The 24264-nt window shown below is 44.1% G+C and carries 15 protein-coding genes; 12 read left to right on the forward strand and 3 right to left on the reverse strand.

All coding sequences use genetic code 11. From position 1 onward, the window contains the following. Positions 1 to 68: 68 nt before the first annotated feature. Both WA407_RS08595 and WA407_RS08600 read left to right on the forward strand, forming a co-directional pair. Positions 69 to 1190, forward strand: a complete 1122-nt coding sequence (locus WA407_RS08595) for a phosphodiester glycosidase family protein (RefSeq protein ID WP_336077131.1) — start codon at positions 69 to 71, stop codon at positions 1188 to 1190. A 20-nt stretch (positions 1191 to 1210) separates the two neighbouring features. Beyond that, entirely contained in the window at positions 1211 to 2236 is a 1026-nt protein-coding gene (locus WA407_RS08600; protein ID WP_336077132.1) for a copper amine oxidase N-terminal domain-containing protein, read from the forward strand. Positions 2237 to 2361: 125 nt separating this feature from the next. Here WA407_RS08600 and WA407_RS08605 read toward each other — a convergent pair whose 3' ends face one another. Continuing rightward, positions 2362 to 2901 (reverse strand): helix-turn-helix domain-containing protein, encoded by a 540-nt coding sequence (locus WA407_RS08605; RefSeq protein WP_061828296.1) that lies wholly within the window; start codon positions 2899 to 2901, stop codon positions 2362 to 2364. Positions 2902 to 3170: 269 nt separating this feature from the next. Between WA407_RS08605 and WA407_RS08610 the strand changes: the two genes are divergently transcribed. Both WA407_RS08610 and WA407_RS08615 read left to right on the forward strand, forming a co-directional pair. Next, positions 3171 to 3584 carry a DoxX family protein gene (locus WA407_RS08610; RefSeq protein ID WP_061828297.1) on the forward strand — a complete coding sequence of 138 codons (414 nt, stop codon included), beginning with the start codon at positions 3171 to 3173 and terminating at the stop codon, positions 3582 to 3584. Between the two features lie 47 nt (positions 3585 to 3631). Beyond that, a complete protein-coding gene (locus WA407_RS08615; protein ID WP_254328535.1) occupies positions 3632 to 4498 on the forward strand; it encodes a VOC family protein in 867 nt (288 codons plus the stop codon). A 75-nt stretch (positions 4499 to 4573) separates the two neighbouring features. Here the strand turns inward: WA407_RS08615 and glsA are convergent, their stop codons facing one another. Continuing rightward, the gene (glsA, locus tag WA407_RS08620; RefSeq protein WP_061828299.1) at positions 4574 to 5512 is read right to left on the reverse strand and encodes a glutaminase A; all 939 of its coding nucleotides are present in this window, start codon (positions 5510 to 5512) and stop codon (positions 4574 to 4576) included. A 320-nt stretch (positions 5513 to 5832) separates the two neighbouring features. Between glsA and WA407_RS08625 the strand changes: the two genes are divergently transcribed. Genes WA407_RS08625 through WA407_RS08635 form a run of 3 tightly spaced genes read left to right on the forward strand, consistent with a single transcriptional unit; the run spans position 5833 to position 18719 of the window. Further along, entirely contained in the window at positions 5833 to 9249 is a 3417-nt protein-coding gene (locus tag WA407_RS08625) for an amino acid adenylation domain-containing protein (protein ID WP_336077133.1), read from the forward strand. A gap of 3 nt (positions 9250 to 9252) precedes the next feature. Beyond that, complete coding sequence (locus tag WA407_RS08630; protein ID WP_336077134.1) at positions 9253 to 17841, forward strand: amino acid adenylation domain-containing protein; 8589 nt, start codon at positions 9253 to 9255, stop codon at positions 17839 to 17841. Beyond that, positions 17838 to 18719, forward strand: coding sequence for a hypothetical protein (locus tag WA407_RS08635; protein ID WP_254328538.1), 882 nt, complete (start codon positions 17838 to 17840; stop codon positions 18717 to 18719). Before WA407_RS08630 ends, WA407_RS08635 begins: the two co-directional genes overlap by 4 nt. A 214-nt stretch (positions 18720 to 18933) precedes the next feature. On the opposite strand, the gene WA407_RS08640 is transcribed toward WA407_RS08635, so the two are convergent. Next, complete coding sequence (locus WA407_RS08640) at positions 18934 to 19236, reverse strand: hypothetical protein (protein WP_069289635.1); 303 nt, start codon at positions 19234 to 19236, stop codon at positions 18934 to 18936. A 292-nt stretch (positions 19237 to 19528) separates the two neighbouring features. Here WA407_RS08640 and WA407_RS08645 point away from each other — a divergent pair, with 292 nt between their 5' ends. The 5 genes from WA407_RS08645 (at position 19529) to katA (ending at position 24261) form a co-directional block, all read left to right on the forward strand. Next, positions 19529 to 20434: an NUDIX hydrolase gene (locus WA407_RS08645; RefSeq protein WP_254328539.1), complete on the forward strand. Its 906-nt coding sequence runs from the start codon at positions 19529 to 19531 to the stop codon at positions 20432 to 20434. A gap of 28 nt (positions 20435 to 20462) precedes the next feature. Beyond that, positions 20463 to 20945, forward strand: coding sequence for an NADAR family protein (locus WA407_RS08650; RefSeq protein WP_023988856.1), 483 nt, complete (start codon positions 20463 to 20465; stop codon positions 20943 to 20945). A gap of 5 nt (positions 20946 to 20950) precedes the next feature. Beyond that, a complete protein-coding gene (locus WA407_RS08655; RefSeq protein ID WP_336077135.1) occupies positions 20951 to 21850 on the forward strand; it encodes a TIGR02452 family protein in 900 nt (299 codons plus the stop codon). Between the two features lie 61 nt (positions 21851 to 21911). Next, positions 21912 to 22514 carry an adenylyl-sulfate kinase gene (gene cysC / locus WA407_RS08660; RefSeq protein WP_336077136.1) on the forward strand — a complete coding sequence of 201 codons (603 nt, stop codon included), beginning with the start codon at positions 21912 to 21914 and terminating at the stop codon, positions 22512 to 22514. A 289-nt stretch (positions 22515 to 22803) separates the two neighbouring features. Then, entirely contained in the window at positions 22804 to 24261 is a 1458-nt protein-coding gene (gene katA, locus WA407_RS08665) for a catalase KatA (RefSeq protein ID WP_235309742.1), read from the forward strand. Positions 24262 to 24264 lie beyond the last annotated feature (3 nt).

A 24264-nucleotide genomic window follows, 5' to 3' on the forward strand; every position in this document is an offset into this window, starting at 1 on the left:
TACGAATTATTTGATGGGCCATAGTGATGAATAAGATAGAAGTCACCAATAAACAGGAGAGATGATGAATGAAACCGGAAGTCTTGCCAAAGCGTGCAGCAGCTCGCAGGCAGAAAAATAGAAAAAAGAAACGAAAAGGGAAATTCGGTCGTTTTATACTGCGACTGTTGATTGTATTCCTGGTAGCAGGAATAGGGGGTGGTGCGTGGTTGTTCTTAACGACATCTGGCAAGGATATGCGCTATTTGGCTGCGGATACGCTGATCACGACCCAACATCGTCACTGGGCGAAGTACTTTATCGGTGAAGCAGAGGCGAAAAAACGTGTGGCTGAATATTCGGCCCGTTTTGAAGCGATGGGGGAGGAGAAGGACAGACATACAATCAATCTGCCTGATCTGATACCGACCAAAGTACAACAAACGCCGCTGGTTGAAGTGGAAGAGGTATCGGGCCGTAACTATCATGGCTATGTTATGACGGTTCATGACCCCACTAAAATTCGGCTCGGGGTTCCTTCCAAGGTCGGCCGGGGAGAAAGGGTATCTAGTATGGTCGAGCGTTTAGGGGCTGTTGCTGGCGTAAATGGCGGTGGCTTTGCCGATCCCAACTGGAATGGGAATGGTTTTAAACCGATTGGCGTTGTCATTTCCCAGGGTGAGATATACTACAATGACATGGGCAAAAATGCGTCTGTTCAAATCGTAGGTATTGATAAACAGGGGAAAATGATAGCCGGCCACTATTCGTTGTCCGAGTTGTCCAAAATGAATGTGCAAGAAGCGGTTACTTTTCAACCACGCCTAATCGTGAATGGGAAAGGTCTGATTCGCAATGCAAGCGAGGGGTGGGGAATTGCTCCCCGTACCGCAATGGGGCAAAGAGCAGACGGGGCCATTATATTCGTGACCATCGACGGTCGTCAGCCTGGGTACAGCATTGGTGCCAACTTGTATGATATGCAAAATATTTTGCTTAAACATGGAGCGGTTATCGGTGCTAATCTGGATGGAGGCTCTTCAACGGTGCTTGTCAAGGATAATGCCATTGTGAACAAGCCTTCTTCTGAATACGGAGAGCGGTATTTGCCGACAGCGTTTCTCGTATTTGAGCATCCAGAGACCGTTAGTATCCCGAACATATGGGAAGGTCTGAATCCTGGAGACATTAATGCAGCCAAAAAGAGATAGATCTGGAATGAACAAGTCTATTGAGTGAACGGAGACTGATGATGAAGCTAAAACGAGCAGGATTTCAGCGATTGTTTGTCGCCTTGTCAATGCTATCCTTACTCTTGACCACAATGCATCAAGCGGTTGCCGAAGCTGCTGAACAGGGTGCCATAGCGTCTCAATCAACGCAGTTCATAGATATTGTTATAAACGGTCAACCTATAGACAGCAAGGCTAAGCTTCTACTGATCCACGGAAAGCTCATGGTTCCGCTTAAACCTTTCGCCGAAGCTGTGGGTGCAACCTACCACTGGGATGTCAAAAAGAAGCAGGTCACGCTACAAAAGTGGGCAGAACCCTTGGTTCTTAAGGAGCGATCACGTAAGAACCAGCAGCAAATTACCTTTGAGCTTGTAAGTAAAGAAGTATATGTACCTCTGAGAGATGTGTCGCTTGAATTAGGTTATACGCTGGAGAAGACAAATTCACAGATTCAGGTTCAGCCAGAGATTCATGGTAAAATAAAAGAACAAATATACGAGGGGGATCTGGCCACAGCGCGTGATGCGTTAACTCGTTTAGGCAGACGTTCTGTCCATCCTTATATCGAAGCACACCGTCCTAACACTGAGCTTCTGTCCAGTGTCTACATGTTCCCCCAAGGTGAAGCATTACGGTATTTTACAGTGAACGGGGATGTGCTAAGTCTGGTTGAAGTGAAGGACGGTTTTCCGATTGTCACCTATCAAGGGTATGTGGGAGCTCCTTTTGATAAAGAATTTACAATGGAATACGACCCGCTGGGGCGTTTTTTGGAGAATAAAGCCAAAAATCAGTGGGGAACTTATCCGAAACTAAATAAGCCGCTGATCTACGAGTTCACTACAGGATGGGGAGACAGCAGTACCACTTTCTATGGGCGTATTACTACGGATAAAAAAGAAGAACTGCTGGGTACTACTGGTGATCCGATAACTGGACTCCCGGCTAATACCAAACAAATTATGAAAACCTTCAAGCTACCGTGGGAATCGCGTACTGATGCCCAGCAGGCGATGAAATAAGTTAAGAGCAGCAATAGCAAATGAAAATATAAGAAGCGCGGATCGTTGAAGTAAAGATACTTCCGGTACGCGCTTTTTTCGATAGGATTTGTACTTTTGTTGCTTCGTGCTTGCGTAAATATCGATTAAGCGTCATTATCTGCTTCGAGAAACACGGAGATCAGAATTCGTGCGTTGTTATCTCCCACATTTTTGGCATAGTGGGGGATAGCTGCTCTCCAGCTAAAGGAATCCCCTGCTTCCAGAGTAGCCGAATCCTCGCCTTGCTCCACGTATACCGTGCCCTCCAAGATAAAATGAATCTCATCTCCCCCATGAGCATGCTCCTCTTCTGTAGACGAGCCTGGCGGCATGTCCACCAGCATCATTTTAACGTTTCCTTGCCCTCCCAAATGATCAACCTGGAGGTTGTTTTTACCATATAAGGTTTTACGGCGCTCGTCCTTGCGAATTACTTGCATCCGTTCCTCATCTTTAAGAAGCAGAAAAGCGAGAGGGACCTTAAGCGCATTAGCGATACTGTCCAATGTAGCGATGGAAGGAGAGGTTTTATTATTTTCTACTTGACTCATAAACCCTTGCGATAGTCCGGTTCGTTCGCATATTTGCTGGATGGATAAATTTTTACGTTTACGAGCAGCGCGTATGTTGCATCCTATACTCATAGAACGTTCCTCCTTTAAGGAAATATAATGTATACTAATTTAATATTTATCATACCAAATAATTTGTTGACAGACTACAGTTTCTTATGATAAATTCACATTACAAAATAATTATTTCTATTACTAATAATTCGAGTTTGATTCACACTAATGTGTTGCGGCATAGATTCAGACAGGATTATTTTTTTAACCAAATTATTAGTAATATAAATTAATTATTCATATGCACTTGTATGAGTGTAATAAACAAACAGAATGGAGAGATAAACATGAGTTCAGCAAGCAGAAACATTTCTACAATTATGCGGGTGGCACTGGGAATTTTGTTTTTGGCACACGGAATTGCTAAATTCCAAATGGGGTTGGGTAATGTAGCAGGCTGGTTTGCCAGCATTGGCGTTCCAGGATTTCTAGGTTATGTCGTTGCGGTGATTGAGTTGGTCGGCGGGATTGCATTGATTCTTGGATTGCTTACTCGTTATGTATCTGGGCTTTTGGTTATTGTTTTGATCGGCGCCATTTTTACAGCAAAACTGTCCGGCGGGTTGATGGGGAATGGTCAAGGCGCTGGCTATGAGCTGGATATTGCTTTTATTCTGGTAGCTCTTCATCTGGTATTTGCACCAACGACTCGCTTGTCTCTGGACTCTTTGTTCGGGCGTCGTGAGTCAACAGAAAAGTGATTTTGGTTGCTTTAGTCCTCCAATCCATGTAGAAAGAGGGAAATCTCATGACAGCACATATACATGACAACACCAAAATTGGGCAGGTTTCATTAAAAGTTAGTAACTTGGAGCGTTCTATTCAATTTTATACAGAGGTGGTTGGTTTTCAGCTACTGCGTCAAACGGCGAATACCGCCGAATTGACTGTCGATGGGAAGCATGCGCTACTGATCCTTAACTATATTGAAAATGCAGTTATTCTGCCGCGTCAATCTGCTGCCGGGTTATATCATTTTGCTATTCTTTTACCAAACCGTGTAGCTCTGGGCCTGTCCTTACGTAATCTGCTGGCTCATGAGATTGAAATCGGACAGGGAGATCATGATGTAAGTGAAGCCCTTTATATCCATGATCCCGATAATAACGGAATTGAAATCTATGCAGATCGTCCCCGTGATCAATGGAAAAAGGATGCTAATGGATTTTACATGATGGGAACAGATCCCGTGGATGCAGAAAACTTGGTTGCGATTTCCGAAAATCTACTTTGGCAGGGACTACCTCAGGGAACGATAATCGGGCACGTCCACTTCCATGTGTCTAATTTGCTCAAAGCACAGCAATTTTATTGCGATGTGCTTGGCTTTGACATTACGTGCCGATATGGCTCTTCAGCCTTGTTCGTTTCCGCAGGTGGTTACCACCACCATATGGGCTTGAATATATGGGCAGGTGAAGGAGCCCCACCAGCTCCTGAGCACGCTGCCGGATTGGATTATTTTGAATTGATCGTACCAGATCAGAAGGAATTGGATGCCATTGTTGCTCGTTTAGAGGCAGCAGGCTATGGAGTGCAAGAACGCGAGGGCGCCAAGTATGTAGCTGATCCGTTCCGCATTCAAATTAAACTGATTAACGGTCAAATCTCGTAACAAAGAAGGCGCGTAACAAAAAAAAGGGGATTCCTATTAAGCCGTAAAGGCTGGGGAATACCCTTTTTCGTATACTTAGAACAAGCTCCAGTCCAAATCCCGAGACATCTTCTCTAGCAAGTGTACACCAGCTGTACTGTTGCCCATACGGTTCAGAGAAGGTCCAACCAGTCCAATGCCATATCGTCCGGGTACCATCGTCATAATACTGCCTGATACGCCGCTTTTGGCAGGTAGTCCGACTTGAATGGCGAATTCCCCTGAGGCGTCATACATGCCACATGTCGTCATAAATGTTTTGGCGATCTGTACATAGCGGCGGGGAATCAGCGGTATACCTGTCACTGGATCTCGACCATTGTAAGCTAATACAAGTCCCATACGAGCTAAATCAGTACAGTTCAATTTGACAGCACAATGTCTGAAATAAACTTCAAGCACATCCTCCACATGACCTCTTAAAATTCCTTTTTCCATTAGAAAATAAGCAAGGGAACGGTTCAAATGGCCTGTAGCTGATTCTGAATCGTAGACATCCTGATCATATTCCAATGTGTCATTGTGGGTAAGCAGGCGGAAAAATTGGAGAACACGCGCAAATCTCTCTTCTGGACTGTTCCCGCGAATCAGAGAGGAGACTGCGATTGCTCCGGCGTTAATCAGTGGGTTAAACGGAATGCCCGGTTCAACTAGTTCTAGCTTTAGCATGGAATTAAAACGGTCTCCGGTAGGCTCCATACCCACTTTAGAGAAGACAACGTCCTCTCCATTATCCATCAAGGCCAGAATGAGCGTAAATACCTTTGAGATACTTTGCATCGTAAATTGGATTTCCGTATCTCCGGCTACCACAGTTTCACCCGCACCGTTCATTACAACAACACCCAGCGCGTCGGCCGGGGCTTTGGACAGCTCAGGAATATATGCTGCTACCTTGCCATGAATATACTCATGACGGCTTTGTTCTACCCATTCCGGCAGTTTGGTCTGTAATCTCTGCCACTCCGATGTCATTTCTTTTCCTCCAGTCGAGTAACCAATCTGTGGTATTTTATTGTAGAGCAAAAAGTAGCTATATACTTATTTTAAAGAAATTTTCAGTTGAAAAACAAGCTCTGATGTCATTTCTTTTTCTCCAGTTAAATACCCAACCTAATGTAATATCGGTATTATGGTTTATCCTCTGTAGTCTTCATTCACTTCATCCAACTGCCTATCCGAAATCACTTCTAAGTGCCACACATACTCTTTTTTAGCGTTGGCTCATAAGAAAGATTCCCATTTTTAAAAAAAGTTAATAGGAGAAGGAGATGAAGTGGAACATGTTACACGGTATGTTAGCGGATTACCCGCGGGAGAAAACGATTCATCAATTGTTTGAAGAGCAGGTTGAGCGCACACCGGATCACATAGCGGTTGTATTTGGGGACAAGCACTTGACGTATGCTGATCTGAACAAACAGGCTAATCAACTAGCACATGTTTTGCGGGCTAAAGGTTTAGATAATGACGAGGCTGTCGGAATTATGGTCGAATGTTCATTGGAAATGATCATCGGAATTTTCGGGATTTTAAAAGCTGGGGGAGCCTATGTGCCGATTGATCCTGAATACCCGAAGGAACGTATACGCTATATGCTGACGGATTCTGGTGCAAATCTCCTGCTGACCCAGCTTCCAATCCACCAACAAACAGAGCTCGCCAGTGTTGTACTGGATTTGTTGGACAAGCGGAACTATGGGAAAGAAACAGGGAATCTCACATCTAATCAAGGTTCCGATACTCTTGCTTGCATTATGTATACGTCTGGCTCTACCGGCGAACCTAAGGGCGCCCTGACGATGCACTACAATATTATACGTGTTGTTAAAAAGACAAATTACATCCAATTCTCGTCAAAAGATAGGATATTACAAGTGGCCAGTTTTTCGTTCGATGGTTCTACATTTGGTATTTATGGGGCTTTGCTTAACGGAGGCACTCTCGTATTGAACTCACAAGATCAAACCATGAATGCACGTGAGCTATCAAGCGTCCTACGGACACAACAGATCACGAAATGCTTCGTCACGACAGCACTTTTTAATGCATTGGTGGATGTGGATCCCGATTGCTTTGCAACTATTGAAACCTTGCTATTCGGTGGTGAGAAGGTTTCAGTCAGCCATGTGCGTAAAGCGTTTGCCCGTCTAGGTCCGGGCCGTTTAATTCATGTCTATGGACCGACAGAGAGTACGGTATTTGCTACTTATTACCCGATTGATCATTTGGACGAAAATGCAAATACCGTACCGATCGGCAAACCAATCAGCAGCACGAAGGTTTACATCTTGGATCAAGAGCAGCATCCTCTGCCGCAGGGAGTTGCAGGTGAACTGTACATCGCTGGCGATGGATTAGTTAAAGGTTATTTGAATCGTCCAGAGCTGACAGAAGAGAGGTTTATTCAGTCATCATGGGTACCTGGAGGCAGGTTGTATCGAACTGGAGATTGGGTGCAAGAGCAAGCGGACGGAAACATCGAATATATCAGCCGGATCGACGATCAAGTGAAAATAAGGGGTTTTCGAATTGAGCCTGGGGAAATAGAGTCGCATTTATTAAAAGTAGATGATATACAAGAAGCGGCAGTTATCGCCCGTGAAAAGGAGGACGGTCAAAAGCAGCTGGAAGCATACTTTACGGCGACCAAAAAACTGACAGCAGATGAAATTAAAACCGCTCTCTCTATAAAGCTGCCAAATTACATGATTCCATCTTTTTATATACAACTAGAGCAAATGCCATTGACACTGAATGGTAAGCTGGACCGCAAGGCACTGTTGGCCCTTGAAGAGAATATACATGGTGGTGCAGAATATGTGTCTCCGAAGCCGGGACTGGAAACGAAGCTGATGGACATCTGGCAGGATGTATTGGGGGTGCAGCAGTTCAGTGTTTTAGATAGCTTCTTCGACCTCGGTGGGCATTCTATTCATGCGCTTACATTAATGTCGAGAATGGAGCGTGCAGGATATCACGCCACTTTAACAGACATTTACCACTATAAAACGATTCGGGCACTCGCTGATTATCTTCGTTCAACTCAGAATAGTGTTATAGGGTCCCAAAAGCAGCAGGACATCATAGAAACAACACAAGAGTTGATGTCTTGGCTTCACCAAGAAACAGATGGTATTTACGAGCAAGTGAAATACCAAGTAAGGGATTTTATTCACGAAGTTAGAGATATTCAGGTGCTTTACTACGACACGGCGGCCGACGTAAACCATATCATGCGGATCATGGATGGGAAAATAGCTCAAGAGCTACTGCCTCACTACATTGTACCACTGCATCAAAAAGCTAAAATGGCTGATCCATACTGGACCATGGATGAAGAGGAGTTTTTCCAGCGTCTGGGCTTAAAAAGCATGGATCTGGATCAGGCGGCAAGTTTACGCAAGCGGCTGGAAGACGATTATTTGAGAAAAGATCAGTGGATTAAAACAGGGCAAGTGGCACAAGAATATCCGCTAAGTGGAATTCAACAAATGCAAATCTCGTTTCATACACCTCCAAGCTTAGGTATATTTAGGCTAGATGAGTGTGTGAATTACGATTTTTTGGATCAGGCTTACGCTCTTTTTATACAAAGTCAAGGATTACTGAGAAGCGTCCCGGTCCAAAGAGATGGATGGACTTATTGGAAGGAATACGTACTTTCTAGCGATGGTTTGCCAAAGCTCAACATCATTGACGTGTCGGATTACAATCCATGTGGTCCTATTACGGACATGATAAATGATTATGTAACGAACACCCGATTCGCCGGAGAACATACTTTGTTCCACATGTTTGTGCTGAAACGAAACCTGCGTGAACATTATGTCATTACTATTTATCATCATGCGATATGCGATCGGGTGACCTCGGAAGTAGCCGAACGACAGTTGATTGCTTACTACAGGAGTCTGCTTCAAAATCGACCCCTTCCTAAGGATGAAGTGAAGCCCTATGTGGAGTATGTTAAACAAATCCAAAGTGGACCGAAAGGGATCACGGAACAAGAATTGATATCAGCCTTTAATTTGGAAGCGTTCCAAAAAAGCAAGCAAAACGTCTTCCAAGCTCCGAAGCTTCGAACGAGCACAGAAGCCTACCTGTTTAACGTAAGTATCCCTGCTGAAGATCCTTCTTTGGAGTTTGCGCTTTCTGTCTATACAAAGGGCTTGCAAACTTATTTAGGTATGGATAAGCTACCATTGTTATTTTTATATGATGGAAGAAGGTACGACGAGGCGGCTTATTATAACACGGCCGGTGAATTTATCGATTTTGTGCCTATGCTGATGGAACTGAAGCAGAATCCAGATGAAATGATGCAGTCTGTCAGAAGCAGACTAGACTTATTAAAGCACCACACGATTAATTTTATGCATCTTTTTACGAGTCCTGATTACAAAGACAAGTGGAAACGTGCCAGAACACTTGCACAGTTTGGGAAGCAGTACGAGCAACTAGACTTATTCATGTTTAACTATTTAGGAAACAGTGCCAAAGCAGGCTCAAAATACAGCAATTATTATGATGATACTGTCATAAAGCAACCAAATCCGCTGCCGATCTATTCACTGTTCAATTGCATTGCTTCTTCCTACACGGACGGCCTTATTTTTTCTATACGATGCAGTTACGAGATAGAGGTTAAGGAAGTCAGGGCTGCTTTTTATCAAGCTGCAGGTATGGCATCCCGGATAGGGGAGGTTTAATAAGTGAAGGAATCAGCCAATACATCTAATCAGAGTTGTTCTGATAGACCGCGACGTTACTTGCCTTTATTTTCTCACCATAGTGGAAATGCCGGACAGCCCGAAGGCCATGATCAAGCGCTTTACAAGATTCGTTTGGGGACAAGACAGGTCAAAACGATTATGGGTTTTGTACAGCATCATCAGCTGGGTATGCCTTCTTTTATAACAGCCATATGGTCCGTACTGTTATCCCATTACGCCAATCAATATGCTCTGCCTGTTTTATATTCCGTGGTATCAGACAAAGAAGGGAAAGGATGTCGTCTGGATTATCCACTACTCATTCATATACAGAAGGAAGATCATCTTCTCTCTTTGATACAAAGGATACAAATGGAATGGAACAGACAACTTAGTAGCGACGAGTGGAGAGAGGATTCTTCGCAGCAAACTAAAGTCGATCCTCTATTAGGGGGGAAGAAGGATTTCTTCAATGTGGGTATCTCAGAAATTTATGATGACTTTCCTTCTCCAAGTTTAAATGCGGAAAAGTCCCCTCCCCTTTATGGTATAGATCAGCCAGAAATCGCGCTCTGCTACCGTTATGGCCCGGATGTATTGGAGTGCGCAATACAGTATGATGGCAGTCGTTTTGGAAAAAGGCAAATCGCTAGATTCGCAGGCCATTTCAAAACACTGCTGGCAAATGCACTCCTTCTTCCGGAGAAGACGGTACTATTTCACCCCATGCTGACCACAAGAGAACGCAGACAGATGCAACAATGGAATGATACGGAACAGTCCTATCCTTTGGATAAAACTGTGGTTCATTTGATCGAGGAGCAGGCTGGCCGAACACCCGATGCAATCGCTTTAGAGTTTGGAGAGCAGAAGCTGACCTACTATGAGTTAAATCACCAGGCAAATCAAATCAGCCGCATGATTTTAGAGTCGTATTCGATACAGGGACATGGCGTTCTGCCGACCGGCACGCTGATTGCCATCGTCTTGGATAGAAGCGCAGATGTGATCCCGTCGATGCTTGGAGTTATGAAAGCGGGCGCTGCTTATCTTCCGGTCGATCCCCAATATCCTGGGGAACGGCTGCGATTTATTTTAGAAGATGCACAGGCCCAAATGATTATAACGCACAGCCAATTAGTAAGTAGGCTGAATCCATATATTTCTCAAATGGGTATGGGAGCACATTCGCTGATTTGTGTGGATAAATGCTTGGTACGGCAGGGCTACTATCCCTACAAAAACTTGAAGATCAAGGTTAAACATAATGATCTGGCTTATGTCATCTACACATCCGGTTCTACTGGAAGACCAAAGGGCACGCTTATTGAACACGCTGGTCTGGTTACGTTGATCCCTTATCTTGTTGAAAAGTTTGGTATCACCTCAGATTCAAGAGTCATGCAATTCGCCTCCATTAGTTTCGACGCTTCGGTCTACGAATGGATCGGCACGCTATCAGTAGGCGGAACAGTGGTTGTTCTGTCAGACGAGGAACTGCCTCCTTATGCAGACATTTCAGATATTCTTGAAGAGAAAAATATCCACATTGCCATGCTGACACCATCAGTGCTGCGTACGATGAAACATAGGGAACTGCCAAGGTTACGGACAATTGTATCTGCTGGGGAACCCTGTACGTCTGATATTGTAGACTATTGGGGAAGAGGAAGACGATTCGTGAACGCTTACGGGCCGACCGAAGTGACGATTATTTGTTCTACTTCTGTCTGCAGACCAGGGAAAGAAATTACGATCGGCAAACCCGTCTATAACAAACGTTTATTCGTTTTGAATCCATTCGGCAGTCCTGTGCCTGTCGGCGTTCCCGGCGAACTATGGGTGGGCGGTATAGGGCTTGCCAGAGGATATTTGAATCGTGAAGAACTGACTCAGGAACGGTTCGTTCACAAAGAGGTTGTAATCAGCAGTGAAAATCCACCACACAGTGAGCGGTTATATAAAACCGGGGACATTGTGAAATGGACGCCGGGTGGTAAATTGGTATTTATCGGCCGTAGTGATGAACAAATTAAAATTAGAGGGTATCGTATCGAACTGGGTGAAATAGAACATCAGCTCTGCCAACATCCCGACATCGGTCAATGTATCGTTCAAGCCTGGAAAGACGGGTCCTACCATAAACTGGTGGCCTATTATACTGCCGTAGAAGAATTGAAAGAGGCCGATCTGACACAGCACTTAAACTCTGTATTACCAGCTTATATGGTTCCTTCATATTTTTGTTATCTGGAGTCATTTCCAGTAAATACAAACGGAAAAGTCGAACGTGGAGCTCTCCCCGATCCGAGGGGTAACTTATTTATTCAAGCTGATGAAGTAGTGGAAGCAGAGGAATACGGTTTCGAAAAGCGCTTGCTTTGGATTTGGCGGCAGATTTTAAAAAGAGGAGATATCGGGGTTAACGACCATTTTTACGCGGTTGGGGGAGACTCAATTCTTGCCATTCAGGTCGTATCTATGGCCAGGGATCATGGTATCATGCTTACTCCAAGACAAGTTGCGGAGTATCCAACCATTCAGAAATTAGCTGCTGTGGTTACTTGGACAGACAATGATCAAAAGGAAGATCTCAGCGTTGACTTGACAGGCGAATTTGGTTTGACACCGATCCAGCACTGGTTTTTCGAGCAACAGTTTGTAGAGCCGCATTATTTCAACCAATCACAGCTGTTTGTACTCAGTGTTTGTGATGCTGTGAAGCTGGAAACTGCCATTAATCAATTGATTCGATTACATCCAGAGCTTTCAATGGAGATCGTAGTCAAGGAACATGTGTATTTGCAGCGCTACCGAAAGGATGCTTCCATTCAACTGGCTAGCTACACCCTTCAACAAGTCGATTATCCCGAATCCGAAATTTCAAGCATATGTGATACGTGGAACAGACAATTGAATTATGAGACGGGCGCCATGATGTATGCAGGAGTAATTCAAGGTCACCCTGACGGTAAAACCCGTCTGTTTATGACTATACATCATCTAGTCATTGATGGAGTGTCTTGGAGAATATTGGTCCAGGAATTGTATCAATTGTATCAGGGTATAGCGCTGCCTACTGTTTTAAATCCATACAAAAAATGGCATTCTGTATTGATGAGTTATTCTAAACATAAAGATACTTTACGTCATATTGAATATTGGAAAAAGGTGCAGCATCAAACTGCAGCATTTGTGCTGCCAGTGGACCATTCACCGGCTCGTAAAAAGAGCAGTGAATCTTCGGAATGGGTTACGATGCTTACTCCAGACGATACGGAACTGCTTTTGCACCATTGCTCCCAAGCTTACCATACCGAGATTAACGACCTGCTACTTACAGCCTGGTCCCTGGCGCTCTCCGCTTGGTCTGGGCAGAAGACGATTGCGTTTCGCTTAGAAGGTCATGGACGTGAGCACTTTGTATCCGATATAGATCTGACAAGAAGCATCGGTTGGTTTACCTCCATGTTTCCGGTATGCATTCAGATTACGGACAGTTCCCCCTTGGGGGCGACGATTAAATCTGTCAAAGAGCAGTTGCGTTGTATTCCTCACCGCGGCATGTCATATGGCGCTTTGAGATACTGCCATCCGAATACAGAAGTCCGTTCCGAGTTATCAGCTTCTGAACCTCAGGCTCTTTTCAATTACTTGGGCCAGTTTGATCAGGGGAATGCGAGCGAATTAAACCAGTGGTTAGGGTTTACAAGTGACGCAGCACAGGATTATAGCTCGCCGCTTAATCATGGAACAAGCCTATTGGAACTCAACTGTTCCATTGTTCATGGCAAGCTGCATTTGTTTATGAAATATAGCAAACGTCACTATGAAGAAGCCACCATTACTCAGTTGTTAGATACTTTTATAACACGTTTGCTTGCTATTATCGAACATTGCAGCCGGACTGAACACCAAGAATTCACACCTAGTGATTTTCCATCAGTGTCACTGAAACAGCATTCGCTCGACCAGATCGTAAAGACATATCATTGGCAATTTGGATTGGATAAAATGATGTACCTAAGTCCCTTACAAGAAGGACTGCTGTTCCATTATTTAGATCATCCTAGTTCCGATCAATACTTTGTGCAGGTTAGTTGGAAATATCATGGCAGGCTAGAGGTAGACCGTTACCGAGAAGCCTGGAACAGCATCATTTCTGAAAATGATAGCTTGCGGACTTGCTACATTTGGGAGGCTTTGGACAAGCCCATACAATGTATTGTCCGAAATGTAGAATGGGATTGGACATTTTTGGATTTTGAAGCAGAGCAACCAGAGCAGCAACAGGAGTGTATCGAACGCTGGATGACAATGGATCGTAATCGCCGTTTTGATCTGAGTCAGCCTGCGTTCCGCATAACACTGATTCAGACCGCTTCGAATGAATGGACGATGATCTGGAGTTACCATCATATTTTGCTGGACGGTTGGAGCCTGCCGCTACTACTGAGTCGGGTTCATGAACTCTATGCTTGTAGCCTGCAAAACCGGATGCCACAGCGCAGCTTGACCCGTTCTTTTGAAACTTATATTCGTTGGTTAAACAATAAGGATCGCACGGAGGCCGAGTCATTCTGGAAGGCATATTTGGCTGACGTAACGGAGCCGACCCATCTGCCGATAGAGAAGGGCATACTTCCCGATGTACATCAACCGATTGAGAACCAGCAGATCGAGACTTTTTGTATCGATTCGAGACGAACCAAGCGGATCACTGATTTTGTACAGCAAGCACAAGTTTCGCTAAATACGTTGGTGCAGTTCGCATGGGGCAAAGTGCTACAAGTCTATCAAGATGCGCATACAACCGTATTTGGCATGGTCGTGTCCGGGAGGGGATCGGATCTTGCACAATCGGATCGGATCACGGGTATGCTGATTAATACGTTACCTTTGGTCATGCACTGGAATGTGGAGCAAACCATCACTGAATATGTACAAAAGCTGCACCAAACCATTCAGAAACTAAACGACTACAGCTATGTGAGCCTGAACGAACTGAATAGCTGGTCTGGTATTCAAGGACATGTCATGTTTTACAGCATCGTAGCATTCGAAAATTATTTGAACGACTATCGGCAGCCTGAAAATGAATTGAAGATGTCAGCTATGGAGGAACGAGAGAAAACGAATTATCCAATGACGATCACCGTTGCCAATGACGGGGAACAGATCACCATCAAGTTTATGTATGATGCAGATCGACTGAAACAAGAAACGGTTTGCCGACTGGCAGAGCATCTGCTAAATACGGTGCAATATGTGTTGGAATATCCGAATCACACCGTCGGAGACGTTTGCTTTATGAACAAGGATGAATATGAACGAATCGTCTATGACTGGAACGATACGTATACAGCATATCCCAGAGAACGTTCAATTATTGATTTATTCCAGGAGCAAGCGAAACTACGGCCTATGCAGCCGGCAGTAATTGCGCACAATCAGGTTATGTCCTACCACACCCTAAACCTCATGTCCCAGCACATTGCCAAGATGTTAACGGATGATGCTGATGACAACAATCATGGAAAGTTTATCGGAGTTTACTTGCCGCGCTCTCTTGAATTCATTGTCTCCATCCTGGCGATCATGAAAGCGGGATATGCCTATGTTCCCATTGACCCCGATTTTCCGGCAGCAAGAACCCATGAATTAATCAAGGACGCTGGACTGGACACCATCCTCACTTCACAGGAAGGAGCGGAACGTATCTCGGAAGCTAGTAGGGGAATCCATTTAATATTAATTGATACAGAGCATTTTGACCAAAATGGAGTGGTGAAACAAGAAGAGAAGGAGAACATGATTGCTCCCAATGACCTTGCTTATCTAATGTATACATCAGGATCGACAGGAAAACCGAAAGGCGTTATGGTGGAACATCGCAGTGTCATTCGCTTGGTCAAAAACACCTCTTATTTCCCGTTTTCCTCTGATATCAGATTGCTCTATACGGGTTCGCCTGTTTTTGACGCTTCTACGTTTGAAATTTGGGGGACGTTGCTGAATGGAGGACAGCTGTTTGTAGTTTCAAAAGATGATCTTCTAAATATCCATGTGCTGGAACAGCGGATGAAGGAGTGGAGAATTAATACACTATGGCTAAGTTCCGCACTGTGTAATCACTGGATTGAAGAAAATGAAAAGATATTTGCTGGACTCCAATGGTTGCTCATAGGTGGAGAAATTTTGTCAGTTAAGCATATAAATCGTATCCGGCTTGCCTATCCAGAACTTTCGATTCTCAATGTATACGGTCCTACGGAGAACACCACCTTTTCGACGAGCTACCGGATCGAAAAGCCTTTTGAGCAGAATATTCCTATTGGCAAGCCCATTAGTAACTCAACTTGTTATATTCTGGACAAGTGGGGTCGTGTTCAGCCTGTCGGAGCACTCGGGGAATTATGCGTGGGGGGAGACGGGGTTGCAAGGGGGTATTGGCGGCAAAACCAATTGACACAGCATGCGTTTGCACCGAATCCATATCGCTCTGCCAAAGATGGTGAAAGAGGTACAAATTTAATTCTATACCGTACGGGAGATCGGGCGAGATGGCTACCAGACGGGAATATCGAGTATATTGGACGGGCTGACGATCAGGTAAAACTACGTGGCTATCGAATCGAACTTGGAGAAGTCGAGTTCCGTCTTAGCAGCTATCCTCTAGTGAAAGAATGTCTGGCCTTTGTCCGGGAGGTTCATGGCGATTTGCGAATGATCGCTTACTATACAGCGGAAGAGGAGCAACGAGTGGAGCAGCTTCATACTTTTATGGCTGAAGGTCTTCCATCTTATATGATACCGTTTCGTTACGTTTGGCTGAAATCGTTCCCATTAACGGCTAACGGAAAAATCGATCGCAAAAAGCTTCCTTTACCTGAAATCCATAGTAGTGATAGAGAAGTAAATGCTGGATCGAAGACTGAATTGGAACAAACAATAGAAGAAGTTTGGGGCATGGTTCTGAAGCTAGATTACATTGGCAAAAATGAAGACTTTCATACGTTGGGAGGACATTCGCTCCATGCGCTACGCATAGCCAGTCTGCTGCAAAAAAGCGGATATCCGGTTACGGTTAACCAAATATTTCGCGAACAGACGATCGAACGTTTGGCCCTCTCATTGAGCAATGCAATGACGGATACAACAACTGTCCTTAGTCCAAATATGGATATCCCATATATTCAGTCTATAAGAAAAGCATATCCGGATGACGGATTTCCGCTATCTGCTGTACAAAAACGTTTTTTTCAAAGAGATCTCGTGAATCGTAACATGTTTAATGTACCTTACCTGGCCCGGCTCAAAAATTGCATCCCTACAGAATTGCTGAACACGTCGCTTGAGTCACTATTGAACAAACATGCGGCTTTGCGACTATCCTTTGCTCAACTGGAAGATGATGAATGGTATCAGTTTGAGCAGAAAATAAGTGTAGAACAGGTAGTCTCTTACGTGGATTTGCACATGGTCTCGGGATCACATGACGCCTACATTTCGGAATACTGCTCGAAAGTGCAGCGTGAATTCGATATCAAAGAAGGACCCTTATGGAAAGTTGTGTTGTTTGACCATTATTGCGAAGAGAGACAACAGGTGATATTACTTCTGTTCCATCATTTAATTTCTGACGGGATTTCCATAAACATTTTTTTAGAAGAGTTGAGACATCTTCTCCTGCCGGGAAAAGGGAATGATCTGGCGTTACATGCGGAGGAGGAGGGAAGCAGTTATCGGGATTGGTGCATGGCGTTGACCCAATATGCGGCGAAAGACTTTTTTCCTAAAGCATCCACTTTCTGGAGTAAGGTTGTGGAAGGCGGCCAATCTTTACAGGTTGACACGGAATCGGAGATACAGCCACTTCATCGCCACATGAGAACTATAACGTATGATTTACTTGAAGGAGAGGAGCATATTCTTCTTCTAAAAGCATTGGCTGTAAAGCACCATACTACGCCACTGAGCATCTTACTGACGGCATTGTCACAGGCTTGTTTCCAATTGAAAAAGCAATCAGATTTGGTGCTGCATGTGATGTCTTATCAACGTGAGTCCTTTTTGCCGGGTATCGTGATTGATCGTACAATTGGTTTTTTCGCCGGAGCATATCCCCTTCGAATTCAGATCCCGGAAGGAGACCTGTCCGACAATTGGGAAGTAGCACTGGGACATGTCGTACACACGTTGCGGCATATTCCATCTGAAGGCATGGATTACTTTATTTTACGTCATTTGATACAGAATATTAATCCAAATACGGAACCACTAAAGGACGGAACACACATGCTTTTCCATTACCAATCAGAGGAAATGAACGGGATAGCCGATGAGTTGTACGAGCCTTTATCCATTTCTTACGGAAATACGAACGCCGCAGACAATCCCTCTGCTTACAAGCTAAATATAACAGCAGGTCTTAGACGCGATAGATTAAGTTTAACCTGCTATTATAGTTCACTACATTATAAGGATCAGACGATCGCTGAACTAATACGCTTCATAAGCGAACATCTGTGCCAAAGCATCGGTGTTCGCCCATATACCATGATAGGGGAGGGGAGCTTCAAATTATGAAAGTATATGAATTTTGCCCATTTTTCAATGAAAATCGCATTGCAGATATTAAAATAAAAGAAAATGCCGGCTGGATTGACGAGCTGCACGTGATCGAAGCCAACAAGACGTTCAGCTATTTGGATAAGCCCTGCAACTTTAATCCAGATTATGTGGGTCCCAAGGTGATTCATCATCCATTTCACGCGGATCAACTGTTTCGTGAACCTGAGAAGCACTCATTGTACTTCGATGTGGATAGCTGCGGCGCAGATAACTTTGACCGCTGGTACTGGCGTCTGCTCAGCTATAACAGTGCGTTTTATAATGAGGCTTGCCAAAGAAACAGAAGTTCCTCTATCTTACAGGATAAAGTTAAAGACGATGATGTGATCATTTTGGCTGATTTTGATGAGATCATTGACAGTCGGATGGCGGATCGTATTGTTTCGGAAGTGAAGAAACATCAAGTTATTACAATTAAAATGCACTATTCTGTATTCTTCCTGAATCTTTTTTGCCAATCTAATCACGGTGCTCCTCATTGGAGCTACCGCGTGTTCGCCATGACCGGTCGGTACTTCAAAAGTATGCCTTTCTCACCCGACTATCTCAGGAAGAAGGGAATTGCTGAAGCGTTATATCATGACATTTATTGTCTGGAGGAGCCAGCTGGATTCCACCATTCATGGCTTGAATATCAAAAAACCGCGCTTCCCAAACTGCAAGCTTTTGCTGCCAATGTAGAAGATAAAAGTATATTAAATGCAGAGTATATTGATCAATGCTTACATGATAAAAAGCTGTACTATATCGATACCGAACTTTATGTTGATAACTCAAAATCGTTTTTGAGCAGTCTACAGGAACTTGAAACAGATGATCTTTGGTATAAGTAAAGGAAGTTAGATTAGCTGCCTGAGAAACCCGGTTCACACAAGATCAGGGTTTCTCTTTTGCTTTTTTTCAAGCTATAAGGGGGAGCTACGCCAATTGGGAGGAGTAAAGCGAAAAGAAATCAAATAAAACTGCCGACGAGATCGGCAGTTTAGTTTAAAGATCTTCTGATGATCAGGTTATTCATCGGAAGGTTATTTTGCTATGTAATCAGAATCAATAGTAGCTGTTTGAATTCAATGAACTTATGATGGCAGGCAACAGAGCAACAGCCATAATGATATAGATCACAATTACAATAGCTGCCCAAAGAAGGCCTGCTTTAGCATAGTTAGCTTTACTCGGATTAGTCGAGCCGCTAAATGCCCACACAAACAGCATAATAAGTCCAACTACCGGTATAGCCATCAGAAGTAAACTGATCATCCACTCCTTGAATGATACAGGAGGCGGGTAAACAGGGGCTGGTCTGGATGGTGCTCCTTGCTGATTGAATTGCGGATTAAACTGGTTAGACAATTAGATCTTCTCCCTACGTGATTAGTATGTTGTGTTTCCTATATTGACCAAAACATCATACATGATATGACAATAAGCAACAAGTGAAATTCAGTAAACAGTCTAATAGTACTATCAAATGATTAAAAATAGGACTATACACCCTATTGACGAAGCAGTTTTTATATATTACTGTATTGATATTAACATTTTGTTTTTATCAATTAATTCAAATTAAAAGTTACATAGAGAATTCGTCACTTTTGAATTAACAGCGACAAATGACCCATATATGAACAGGTAGGTGAGGCAAGTGACAGATGGATCGAAACATAATCACAGTGGCTTGACGGAAGAGGAGTTCTTGGCCCTGTATGATGCGAATGAATATGAGCGCCCATCCGTAACAGTAGATATGCTGCTATTTACGGTAATGGATCAGCTCCAACAAAATTATCGGAAGCTGCCTGAGAAGACCCTCCAGCTTCTTTTGATCCAAAGAGGGGAGCACCCTTATATAGGGCAATGGGCGTTGCCGGGGGGGTTTGTAGGTATAGATGAAAGTCTGGAAGAGGCTGCGCGACGCGAGCTTAAAACGGAAACGAATGTGGATCAGATTTATATGGAGCAGTTATATACTTGGGGAGATGTGGCACGTGATCCTCGTATGCGGGTAATCAGCTGCGCTTACATGGCATTGGTGGATCACGATTCCTTGGAGGTACTGGCGGGGGATGATGCTGATGATGCCCAATGGTTTGAGCTGGATTACAGCGTAGCTCAGGAGACGCGGACGAAGCAGCCGGAAGGTTACACATGGGAACAAGACATTGACATCACATTGAAGCATGGGGACATCCATCTATCAGCCAAAGTAAAAATAACTGAAATTCTTAAGGGAAGAACCATTGAAATCAAGCGAGAGGTGCTGGAGTCACAAGGAATTGCTTTTGATCATGCCAAAATTATTGCATACGGTATAGAGCGTCTGCGCAGCAAAATAGAATACACAGATATCGCATTTCACCTGATGCCAGCTCTATTTACACTGAGTGAGCTTCAGCAGGTGTATGAAATTATTCTAGGTAAGGAGCTGTTGGCCGCAGCTTTTCGTCGCAAAATAGCTGATCTCGTGGAAGAAACCAATGAGTATAGAAAGGCGGCTGGACATCGTCCGTCCAAGTTATACCGATTTAAGCCTCGGTCGCGTTTTATGTAGCATAAGGAATATGAAATGAGGAATCTTTATGGAAAAGTTTACATTTTTTTATCGCAGTCATTCGCCATTTTCGCAATGGTATCCTTCTGATTTTGTCGTGGATGGATTGGAGTTTAACTGTGCCGAGCAATATATGATGTTGAAAAAAGCACAGCTTTTTGGGGATGAAGAGGCGGCCTTGAAAATTATGCAAGCACCTACCCCAAGGGAGCAAAAAGCCCGGGGCCGCAGTGTGCGCGGATTTGACCAATCCTTGTGGGAGGCCAATTGCCGGCAATTTGTATATGACGGTAATTACGCCAAGTTTACACAAAATCCGAATTTGCTCAAGCACCTGCTTAAAACGAAAGGAACCACTCTGGTTGAGGCTAGTCCAACCGACACCATTTGGGGTGTAGGCTTAGCTGAGAGCGATGCTCGTATACGGAACCGCAAGCTATGGCGTGGCACGAACTGGCTTGGGGAAATATTGACGAATTTACGTGAGGATGTATTGCAAAAGGAGGAATAGTCACCATGAGAAATACAATGAATTCCCGGAGTAACCGGGATGCACGATCACATATGGCGCAGGAGACACTAACCATTTTGGAGAATGGATATTACACGAATATCAAACAGGTTCAAGTAAATATGACAAAAGAGATAGGAAATGCGGTCACAGGCTCGAAGTTATATACACCTTCTCAACTGGTAGCTGTAAAGCAAGAAACAGAGCAAAGAATAAAAAGTATATTGGGGCCTTCTTCCCGCATAGAAGAACAGACGATTATTGCAAAATTGGAAATTACGGGAGAAAGCACGTTACAGGCGGCATACAGACTCCAGGTAGAGGAGAAGCTGACCCACGTGGCGTGTTTGAATTTTGCATCAGCTAAAAACCCGGGAGGTGGATTTCTCGGAGGCAGCCAGGCTCAAGAAGAAAGCTTGGCTCGTTCGTCAGCGTTATATCCTTGCATTTCACAAATGGAAGAGATGTATGGACATAATCGGAAGCTGCGGAGCTGTTTTTATTCAGATTATATGATTTATTCGCCTGTAGTTCCGGTATTTCGGGATGATCAGGGAACATTGTTGGAGAAGCCATATCAAGTCGACTTCCTGACCGCACCTGCTGTAAATGCTGGAGTTGTGCGAGAACGGGAGCCAGAGCAGGTGAATCGGATTGGGGAAGTGATGCTGGAGCGGATCCGTTACGTTCTTGGAATGGCTAAGCAAAACGGCGTAGAACATCTTGTGCTGGGAGCCTATGGTTGCGGAGTATTTCGCAATAAGCCAGAAGAGGTTGCCCTCTGGTTCAAGCAAGTGCTTGTAGATGAAGGATATGGTTTGCTGTTTGACCGGATTGTTTTTGCAGTGTTGGATCACAAAGCAGACCAACATACTTTAAATAGCTTTAAAAATGTTCTTTCTTGAAGTGAAGGCAGTGCATAAAAACTGTTTTACTATAATATTCCATGAAAAAGGAAGGTGCTGAATGAATCCATCTTCGAATATAACCTGGCATGTGTCCGATATTGATAAGCAAGCGCGTCAGCTGTTGAATGGCCATAAAAGTCCGGTACTTTGGTTTACAGGGCTGTCTGGTTCGGGAAAATCAACGGTATCCTCCACACTTGAAAAAGCGTTATACGCACGAGGCATACACACGTTTATTTTGGATGGAGATAATGTTCGGCACGGTTTAAATCAGAATCTAGGTTTCCTGCCCGCTGACCGTAAAGAAAATATCCGCCGTATTGCTGAAGTTGCAAAGCTAATGGCACATGCGGGTGTTCTAACGATTTGCGCCACCATTTCCCCTTATCGTGAAGATCGTGAAATGGTAAAGGAGATTTTACAGCAGGAAGGTTGCTATGAGATTTATATACAGTGCAGCCTGGAGGAATGTGAGCGACGCGATCCAAAAGGAATGTACAAGAAAGCGCGTGCCGGAGAAATTCATCATTTTACGGGGGTTGATGCTCCCTATGAAGCACCGCTGGAACCTGATCTAATCGTATCCACTGAAGGTCGGGAGATAACCCAGTCGGTTCAGGATATCTGGGATTTTCTTGATAGGAAGCAGCTGCTATTATGATTTTATGATGAATTCTACATGAATATTGTCTGAAAGCCTCAATGGCAAAACTTCGAGAAGTGATCAAAGTAATCATTATAGAAAGTAAAAATGAAACATATATATTGGTAAATAAATATAGTACTGCATATACGGCAAGCCTTATGGGGCTTGCTTTTTTATTTATGATTTTAAACTAATTCTAAATCCTAGATTATAATAATTATAAAAAAGTATTGATTTTTGTTTGTGCACAATTTATAGTGAAAGGCACATAGTTAACCAATTCATTCAAGAGGTGATTTCAATCATGAGTAACCAACCAACGAACCTGACTACAAGCTGGGGAGCTCCTGTTGGAGATAATCAAAATTCGATCACAGCAGGCTCACGGGGTCCCACACTAATTCAGGATGTGCATCTGCTGGAGAAGCTGGCGCATTTTAACCGGGAGCGTGTGCCGGAACGTGTCGTTCATGCAAAAGGTGCAGGGGCGCACGGATATTTTGAAGTCACTAATGATTTGTCTGCATATACAAAAGCAAGCTTCTTGTCTGAAGTGGGCAAGCGTACACCGATGTTTATCCGTTTTTCTACTGTGGCGGGTGAGCTGGGCTCGTCCGATACTGTACGCGACCCACGTGGTTTTGCGGTGAAGTTTTATACAGAAGAAGGCAACTATGATCTCGTGGGCAATAATACACCTGTGTTTTTTATTCGGGATGCCATTAAATTTCCTGACTTTATTCATACGCAAAAACGTCATCCCCAAACCCATCTGAAAAACCCGAATGCGGTCTGGGATTTCTGGTCCTTATCTCCTGAATCGCTGCATCAGGTAAGTATCCTTATGTCTGACCGCGGTATTCCAGCTACACTTAGACATATGCATGGTTTCGGTAGTCACACGTTCAAGTGGGTAAATGCCGAAGGACAGGCAGTATGGGTGAAATATCATTTTAAAACAGAGCAAGGTGTGCAAAATCTTGATGTGGATTTGGCTGCGAAAATTGCCGGTGAAAATCCGGATTATCATACAGAAGATTTGTTTAATGCCATCAAAAAAGGTGATTTTCCGGCATGGAAACTTCATGTGCAGATTATGCCGGTAGAAGATGCAGATACGTATCGCTTTGATCCATTTGATGTGACAAAAGTATGGTCTCAAAAGGATTATCCGCTGATTGAGGTTGGGCGCATGGTGCTGAATCGTAATCCTGAGAACTACTTTGCTGAGGTAGAGCAGGCGACATTCTCTCCGGGTTCATTTGTTCCTGGGATTGAAGCATCCCCGGATAAAATGCTGCAAGGACGCCTGTTTGCCTACGGCGACGCACATCGCTACCGTGTAGGTGCAAATCATAATTCGTTGCCGATCAACCGTCCGCATGCAGAAGTACACAACTACCAACGCGATGGTGCATTACGCAGTGACAGCAATGGCGGAGGCTCTGTTTATTACGAGCCTAACAGTCTCGGTGGACCCAAAGAATCACCTGCGCACAAAATTGCTCCTTTTGAAGTGTCTGGCGAAGCGCAAAGTGTAGCCTACGATCATCATGATCACTACACACAGCCGGGTGACCTGTACCGCTTGCTCAGTGAAGAAGAGCGCGCACGTTTGGTCCGAAACATCGTAAATGCGATGAAGCCCGTAGAAAGTGATGAAATCAAACTGCGTCAGATCGGACATTTCTACAAAGCTGATCCTGAATACGGACGCCGTATAGCCGAAGGTTTGGGCTTGACCGTTCCTCAAGGCGAGTAGAGG

The organism is Paenibacillus sp. 203, assembly GCF_037027525.1.
GTDB lineage: Bacteria > Bacillota > Bacilli > Paenibacillales > Paenibacillaceae > Paenibacillus > Paenibacillus polymyxa_B.

Bases quoted from the DNA above. Each gene is read 5' to 3' on its own strand.
- WA407_RS08615 (WP_254328535.1), top strand. From the start codon at position 3,632: ATGACAGCACATATACATGACAACACCAAAATTGGGCAGGTTTCATTA.
- WA407_RS08650 (WP_023988856.1), top strand. From the start codon at position 20,463: ATGGAAAAGTTTACATTTTTTTATCGCAGTCATTCGCCATTTTCGCAA.
- WA407_RS08635 (WP_254328538.1), top strand. From the start codon at position 17,838: ATGAAAGTATATGAATTTTGCCCATTTTTCAATGAAAATCGCATTGCA.
- WA407_RS08605 (WP_061828296.1), bottom strand. From the start codon at position 2,901: ATGAGTATAGGATGCAACATACGCGCTGCTCGTAAACGTAAAAATTTA.
- glsA (WP_061828299.1), bottom strand. From the start codon at position 5,512: ATGACATCGGAGTGGCAGAGATTACAGACCAAACTGCCGGAATGGGTA.
- WA407_RS08595 (WP_336077131.1), top strand. From the start codon at position 69: ATGAAACCGGAAGTCTTGCCAAAGCGTGCAGCAGCTCGCAGGCAGAAA.
- WA407_RS08655 (WP_336077135.1), top strand. From the start codon at position 20,951: ATGAGAAATACAATGAATTCCCGGAGTAACCGGGATGCACGATCACAT.
- cysC (WP_336077136.1), top strand. From the start codon at position 21,912: ATGAATCCATCTTCGAATATAACCTGGCATGTGTCCGATATTGATAAG.
- WA407_RS08625 (WP_336077133.1), top strand. From the start codon at position 5,833: ATGTTAGCGGATTACCCGCGGGAGAAAACGATTCATCAATTGTTTGAA.
- katA (WP_235309742.1), top strand. From the start codon at position 22,804: ATGAGTAACCAACCAACGAACCTGACTACAAGCTGGGGAGCTCCTGTT.
- WA407_RS08610 (WP_061828297.1), top strand. From the start codon at position 3,171: ATGAGTTCAGCAAGCAGAAACATTTCTACAATTATGCGGGTGGCACTG.